Origin of the sequence: Pseudomonas capsici (genome assembly GCF_017165765.1) — a bacterium.
GTDB classification, from domain to species: domain Bacteria; phylum Pseudomonadota; class Gammaproteobacteria; order Pseudomonadales; family Pseudomonadaceae; genus Aquipseudomonas; species Aquipseudomonas capsici.
On record NZ_JAFGZD010000026.1, the window covers coordinates 66,092 to 73,165 of the forward strand.

Here is a 7,074-nt window from a genome sequence, read left to right on the forward strand (position 1 = left end):
ACGCCTCCTTACTCCCAGTTGCCCAGGTCGGCGCTGTAGCCTTCACCACCAGGCTGACCGTCCTGACCATAGAAAATCAGATCGAAGCTGCCGTGCTGACCCGGAAAGCGATAGCCGAAAGCATGGCCGAACGGGTCCTTGAGATCCGAAGGCTTGGCGTAAGGGCCGTTCCAGCCCGAAGCATTGCCGGGTTTTTCCACCAGTTGCTGCAAGGTCTTGGGCGGCGAGCCGACATCCAGTGCATAGCTTTCGATCTTCATGCCCAGACTGGCCAGTTGCGCCTTGCCTGCACCGTATTTGCCCTTGTCCACGTTACCGCCCACCTGGCGCACGACAATGGTCGCCACGATGCCCAGCAGAACAATCACGGCAAGCATTTCCAGCAGGGTAAAACCGCCCTGTCGGCGTCCGGGTTTGAAGCGCGTACGGTTGACACTCATCGGAGTCATTCCTCATTCATGAATTCAGATATTGCTGGTCAGGCTCATCAGCGGCAGCATGATTGCCAGCATGATCACCGCGACCATGCCCGCCATGACCACCGTCAGTGCAGGCACCAGCGCCGCAAGCATGCGGTCGATGCCGCGTTTGGCTTCCACATCGAAGACATCGGCGACCTTGAGCAACATGCTGTCCAGCTCGCCCGCCTGTTCGCCAACCTCGATCATCTGCAAGGCCAGATCGGGCAACAGCGGTTGTGCACCAAAGGCACTGGCCAGTGTGCCGCCGCCCTTGACCGACTCCGCCGCCTGCTCCACCTGCACCTGCAAGGCGCGGTTGGTACAGACCTGTCGGGCGATGACCAGCGCCTGCAATAACGCCACGCCATTACTGAGCAAGGTGCCCAGGGTACGAGTCAGGCGTGCGGCTTCGATTCGCTGCAGCAACGGACCGATCACCCGGATGCCCAGCAAGCGACGGTCACGGCGCTCGCGACGTTGCGGATCGCGCAGACGCACGGCCATGGCCCAGGCCAACACAATCAGCCCGGCAAACAGTGCCAGACCGTAATTTCCCAGAAACTGGCCAAGGTCGAGAATGACCTCGGTAATCAGCGGGATCGGCACGCCCAGATCCTTGAAGATCGGCACGAATTGCGGCACCACATAAGCCAGCAGCAAGGCCAGGGAGCCCAGTACGCCGACCACCAGAAACGCCGGATAGATCAACGCATTGATGACTTCGCCGCGCAGCAACTGGCTGCGCTCCAGATAATCGCTCAACTGCCGCAGAGTGCTTTCCAGCGCACCGCCGGCCTCACCGGCGCGAACCATGCTGATATACAGCGGCGAGAACTGACTGCCCTCTTCTTCCAGAGCGACAGACAGCGGTTTGCCGGCTTTGACCTGTTCGCGAATGCGCTCGATCAAGGCTCTGGTCTGAGGCTGGCCGGGTTGTTTGAGCAGAATTCCCAGGGATCGTTCCAGAGGCTGGCCCGCCCCCAGCAGCGTCGCCAACTGCTGGGTAAAGCTGACCAGTGCCGCGCCACTCAACAGCCCGCGTCCCAGGCTACGACGCAAACCGCCCAGACCGGCGCTTTCTATATGCAGCACCATCAGGCCACGCTTTTGCAGGGCGGCCACGGCTGCCTCCTGATCCCTGGCTTCAAGTGCGCCATTCTGCACGGCACCCGAAGCATCCAGAGCACGAAACTTGAACAGGCTCATGAGCCTTCACCCCGGGTGACGCGCAGCACCTCCTCCAGCGAGGTCACACCGGCCACGGCCTGACGCAGCCCCTCTTCATGCAGGGTGCGCAAACCACCACGCCGGGCGGCTTCTTCCAGGGTCGCGGCATCGGCATGACGCATCAGCAGGCTGCGCAACTCTTCATTCATCACCAGCAGTTCGGTGATTGCGCTGCGCCCGCGATAACCGCCGCCCGGCGCATCGGCACGGGGTCGGTAGAGACGAATCGGACGCTCGTCGGTGAAACGCTCAAGCCCATGCTCGGCGATCAGTTCCGGCGGTGCATCGAAGGCTTCACGGGTAGCCGGGTCCAGACGGCGCACCAGCCGCTGGGCCAGAATGCCATTGACCGTGGACGCAATCAGGTAGCTTTCCACCCCCATATCCAGCAAGCGCGTGATACTCGCCGCTGCGCTGTTGGTGTGCAGGGTCGAAAGCACCAGGTGACCGGTCAGCGAAGACTGGATGGCGATACGGCAGGTTTCCAGGTCGCGCATCTCACCGATCATGATGACGTCCGGGTCCTGGCGCACAATCGAACGCAATGCTCCGGCAAAGTCCAGGCCGATGGCAGGTTTGACCTGAATCTGGTTGATGCCTTCGAGCTGATACTCCACCGGATCTTCAACGGTGATGATCTTGCGCTCGGCGGTGTTGAGTCGCGACAAGGCGGTATAAAGCGTGGTGGTCTTGCCGGAGCCGGTGGGGCCGGTCACCAGCAGAATCCCGTGGGGACGCTCCAGCACTTCAAGGAAATGCTGCAGACGCTCGCCATCGAAACCCAGGCTCGGGAAATCGAAATCGATGGTCTGGCGATCCAGCAGACGCATGACCACCGACTCGCCAAAACTGGTGGGTACGGTAGAAACCCGCAAATCCAGCTCCTTGCCCTGGATGCGCAACATGATCCGTCCGTCCTGAGGCAGACGGCGTTCGGCGATGTCCAGCCGAGCCATGATCTTGATCCGGGAAATCACCGCCGCCGATGAGCTGGAAGGTGGCGCTTCGGCTTCGTGCAATACGCCATCGATGCGATAACGCACCTTGAGCTGACTTTCGAAGGGTTCGATATGAATGTCGGAGGCACGCTGTTCGACTGCTCGTTGCAGGATCAGGTTGACCAGACGAATCACCGGGGCTTCGGAAGCCAGATCCTTGAGATGCTCGATGTCTTCCAGCGAACCGCCGTCTTCATCCAGATTTTCAATCAGGGTACCCATGGCCGAACGCCCCTGGCCGTAATAGCGCTCGATCAGGGTTTCGACTTCATTGCGCGACCCGATGGAAAGCCCGACCGGCACCTCACATGCATAGGCAATGGCCTGGAACGGATACAACACGGCGGGGTTCGCCGTTAGCACCTGCAAGCCGTTGTCACTCCAACCCACCGGCACCACTTGATAGTGGCGCATGAAACGCTCGGTCAGCGGGGGCAAAGGATCCAGCAAGGGCGGCGCAGCTTCGGCCATCAACAGCGGGGCATTCAATAAAGCGGCCCAGGCCCGTGCCAATTCGAATTCGGAAACCAACCCCAACCGGGTCAACAAAGCCAGCAGGTCAGTACCTTCCGATTCCTGCTGCAAGCGCTGCGCGCGTTCGAGATCCTGGGTTTTCAGACCGGCATTGCCCATCAGCCAGGCACACACCTGAGCGGCATCGGGAATCAGGAGCTGGGTAGCATCGACGGGTTCTGACTGCATTTGGGAGGAAATCTGTATACATCGGAGGGGCATAGACTACAGCACTCCCTCATAACGAGGGAGGCCATGCTCAGAAACGTCTTACATCAATCGGACTGTTTCTGAGTAGTCGTCGAACTCTGCGGACGACCACCCTTGGTCGTTTCGACATTCTGTTTGCGAGTAGCCTTGGTGTCCTGAGTCTGAGTCATCACCGTGGAGTCGCTTGCGCCGGAAGTCGCATCAGCATCCGTTGCTTCAGCCGCAACTACGGCACCACTAAGCGCCATACCCAAGACAACACCCGCACCAAAAATCGACAACTTCATAGCAAATACTCCCACCAACTAAATTCAAGAATTACATCAAGCCAGGTCAGAAAACCTGATCAGACCTGGCAACTAAGCAGCGAGCCATCAAGCGGCTTTCGCCCAATGGACAGGGCCAGAAAATTTCTTAAACCCATCGACCAGTAGGTTTAACAAGAGTTCCAAAATTGTAAAGAAAAAAGTCAAAACCCAACAAAAACACACTTTTATTTGACTTTTTATTGCTCTTTTCGTCTTAATTGTTTCGTTTTGTTATTTCAAAGCGCCATCATGTAGTGGCTCTTTAGAATCAAACAAGCTGAAAAATTAAATAATAGTTACATGCTAAAAACATCATAAAACAGCAACACCCGCTTGAAGTTAAAACACTTTGAATCGCGGTGACGGGAAACTGTTGCCCAATGAAAAGTCATGAAGTCAGCGACCCCCATCGCCGCTTCTCGCTGCATGAACCCTTATTGAACAAGTTGTTGGAGAGACGCATGAACAAACGGAAAATGATCGGCGCCCAGTCGGCCCTGGCCCTGCTGGCATTGGCTGTATCTCAGGTGCACGCTACCGACGCCGCTCAGCAGGAAGCTCGTGAGGCACGCGCCGAAAAGGCAGCGCAAAAGACCCTGGACAAGATGACCCAGGAAGAAAAACTGGCCTACATCGGTGGTACCGGTGGCTGGGACGTGAAGCCACTGTCCGGTTACGGTATCCCGCAGATTCACGGTGCCGATGGTGGCGTCGGTGTGCGTTACACCAGCGAAGGCAACGATCAGGGCGTGGTCTATCCGTCCGGTCCAAACCTGGCGGCCACCTGGAACCCGCGCCGCGCCATCGACCTGGGCCGTGCCCTGGGTTATGACACCGCCACTGGCGGCTACCAGTTCATCACCGGCCCGGGCATGAACCTGTATCGCATGCCCTATGGTGGCCGTGCGTTCGAATACCTCTCCGGTGAAGATCCGTTCCTGGGCGCCAGCCTGGCACCCGGCGTCATCAACGGCATCCAGGCACGTGGTGTATGGGCCAACGCCAAGCACTACGCGGCCAACGACCAGGAAAGCAACCGTTTCAACCTGAACCAGATCATGGATGAGCGCGTACTGCGCGAGATGTCTCTGCCTGCCTTCGAGTCGGCTGCCAAGAACGGCAACGTCGCGATGATGATGTGCGCCTTCCAGAAAGTGAACGGTGAGTTCGCCTGTGAAAACGATCACCTGATCAAGCAGATTCTCAAGAAGGAATGGGGCTTCAAGGGCTTCGTACAGAGCGACTACAACGCTGTCGTCCATGGTCTGAATGCCGCACAGGCAGGCACCGACCTGGACATGATGGGCTACCAGATGAACAGCACCATCCTCAAGCCTTACCTGGACAGCGGTGAGCTGAGCGCTGCGACCATCGATGACAAGGTCCGCCGCATTCTCAAGCAGATCTACTTGTACAAGTTCGATACCAAGACGCCGCTGACCACCCATAACATGAACAGCGCCACCAGCAACAAGGTCGCCTTGAACGCGGCCCGCGAAGGCATCGTGCTGCTCAAGAACCAGAACGACCTGCTGCCGCTGGACAAGCAGAAGGTCAAGAAAATCGCCGTGGTCGGCAACCTGGCCAAATATGCACCGCCTACCGGTTTCGGCAGCGCCAACGTGCAGGCAACCCGCTACGTCAGCGAGTTGAGCGGCCTGCAGCAGATCGCCCCGAACGCCAAGGTCGAATTCATCGACGGCCTGTCGCTGGACCCGAAAACCACTCAGTGGACCAGCACCAATATCGCTGGCGACGAAGTGAAAGGCATGAAGGTCGAGTACTTCAGCAACGCCAACTGGTCCGGCGATGCGGCAGTGACCCGCACTGAAAGCCATGTGGATCTGGACTGGGCCAACGACACCGACCTGCCGTTTGCCAGCAATACCTCAGCCTCGGATCCTTACACCAGCAAGGGCTCGACTTCCGGCTCGCTCACTGGCGATACCTCTTCCACTTCGATTCGCTACACCGGCAAGATCACCCCGACCCAGAGCGGCGAGCAGGTGTTCAAGGTTCGCGCCGACGGTGCCGTGCGCCTGTACGTCAATGGCAAGAAGATCATCGACAACGGCGACGGCAAGCCACTGCCGGACAACAACATTCCGCCAACCATTCCCGAATACGCCAAGATCAACCTGGAAGCCGGCAAGAGCTACGACGTGAAGCTCGAATACTCGCGTCGTGCCGGTTACCTGTCGACCATGGGCGGCCTGGTAGGTGTGCAGATGAGCTGGGCAGCGTTGAACGCTCCTCAGGATCTGTCCGGCTACGATGCGGTGGTGGTTGCGGTCGGTAACAGCGCCGAATACGAAGGTGAAGGTTTCGACCACAGCTTCGACCTGCCTGAGTACCAGAACGAACTGATCCAGAACATCGCCAAGGTCAACCCCAATACCGTGGTGACCATGTACGGCGGTACCGCCCTGAAAATGAGCGACTGGATCGATCAGGTTCCGGTGGCACTGCATGCGTTTTACCCGGGCCAGAACGGTGGTCAGGCGCTGGCCGAAATCCTGTTCGGCAAGGTCAACCCATCGGGCAAGCTGCCAATCAGTATCGAACGCAATATCGAAGACAACCCGGCCTATGCGTCTTTCCCGAAATTCGACAACGAGAATACGCTCAAGGAAATCAACTACAAGGATGACCTGCTGCTGGGTTATCGCGGTTACGAGAAGAAAGGCATCAAGCCGCTCTACCCGTTCGGTTATGGTCTGTCCTACACTACTTTCGGCTACAGCAATATCAGCGTTACGCCGGGCGTAGCGGTGGGCAATACGCCAATCAAGGTTTCGTTCGACCTGACCAACACCGGCAAGGTCGGTGGTTCGGAAGTGGCGCAGTTGTATGTGGGCCAGCAGAACCCGAAAGTCGAGCGCGCCCTCAAGGAGCTCAAGGGCTACAAGAAGGTGTTCCTCAAGCCGGGTGAAAGCAAGCGCGTGACCATCGAACTCAACGATCGCTCGCTGGCTTACTACGACGTCAACGCCAAGCAGTGGGTGGTGGATGCCGACACCTTCAACCTGTCGCTGGGCAGCTCGTCTCAGGATATCCGTCTGAACGCCAAGCTGGTCAACCCGTTCCGCCAGGAACTCTCGACCACCACCAGCAACCCGCTGCCACGTTCGGCACTGAACTCGGTGAATGTCAGCAAGCCAGCGGTGAAGACCGGTGGGGTGTTTGAGCAGGAAACCGAGTAAACGTCGCATGGGATCACCCGCCGCCTCGGCGCCGCGCTGTCGCGCAGCAAACAGGTGTCGTGTGATTGCCGATTGAAGGTTCGGCTTGAGGCCGCCTTGCGCCTTTACGGCGCGTCACTTTGGTTTCGGCCAAAGTAACCAAAGCCATTGCTCC

The 7,074-nt window shown here is 58.3% G+C and carries 5 protein-coding genes; 1 reads left to right on the top strand and 4 read right to left on the bottom strand.

The features are described from left to right. Positions 1–8: 8 nt before the first annotated feature. The 4 genes from gspG to JSY17_RS23635 form a co-directional block, all read right to left on the bottom strand. Entirely contained in the window at positions 9–440 is a 432-nt protein-coding gene (gspG, locus tag JSY17_RS23620; protein ID WP_117165096.1) for a type II secretion system major pseudopilin GspG, read from the bottom strand. Between the two features lie 24 nt (positions 441–464). After that, positions 465–1,667, bottom strand: coding sequence for a type II secretion system inner membrane protein GspF (gene gspF / locus JSY17_RS23625; protein WP_206403163.1), 1,203 nt, complete (start codon positions 1,665–1,667; stop codon positions 465–467). Continuing rightward, positions 1,664–3,388, bottom strand: coding sequence for a type II secretion system ATPase GspE (gene gspE, locus JSY17_RS23630; RefSeq protein WP_162880469.1), 1,725 nt, complete (start codon positions 3,386–3,388; stop codon positions 1,664–1,666). The genes gspF and gspE overlap by 4 nt, the downstream gene beginning before the upstream one ends. Before the next feature lie 86 nt (positions 3,389–3,474). After that, positions 3,475–3,696: a hypothetical protein gene (locus JSY17_RS23635; protein WP_200998083.1), complete on the bottom strand. Its 222-nt coding sequence runs from the start codon at positions 3,694–3,696 to the stop codon at positions 3,475–3,477. A gap of 482 nt (positions 3,697–4,178) precedes the next feature. Here JSY17_RS23635 and JSY17_RS23640 point away from each other — a divergent pair, with 482 nt between their 5' ends. Further along, positions 4,179–6,920: a beta-glucosidase gene (locus JSY17_RS23640; RefSeq protein WP_206403164.1), complete on the top strand. Its 2,742-nt coding sequence runs from the start codon at positions 4,179–4,181 to the stop codon at positions 6,918–6,920. Positions 6,921–7,074: the final 154 nt, after the last annotated feature.

What these genes read in the sequence shown, in the direction of transcription:
- gspE (WP_162880469.1), bottom strand. Translation starts at nt 3,388, where the DNA reads ATGCAGTCAGAACCCGTCGATGCTACCCAGCTCCTGATTCCCGATGCC.
- JSY17_RS23635 (WP_200998083.1), bottom strand. Translation starts at nt 3,696, where the DNA reads ATGAAGTTGTCGATTTTTGGTGCGGGTGTTGTCTTGGGTATGGCGCTT.
- gspF (WP_206403163.1), bottom strand. Translation starts at nt 1,667, where the DNA reads ATGAGCCTGTTCAAGTTTCGTGCTCTGGATGCTTCGGGTGCCGTGCAG.
- gspG (WP_117165096.1), bottom strand. Translation starts at nt 440, where the DNA reads ATGAGTGTCAACCGTACGCGCTTCAAACCCGGACGCCGACAGGGCGGT.
- JSY17_RS23640 (WP_206403164.1), top strand. Translation starts at nt 4,179, where the DNA reads ATGAACAAACGGAAAATGATCGGCGCCCAGTCGGCCCTGGCCCTGCTG.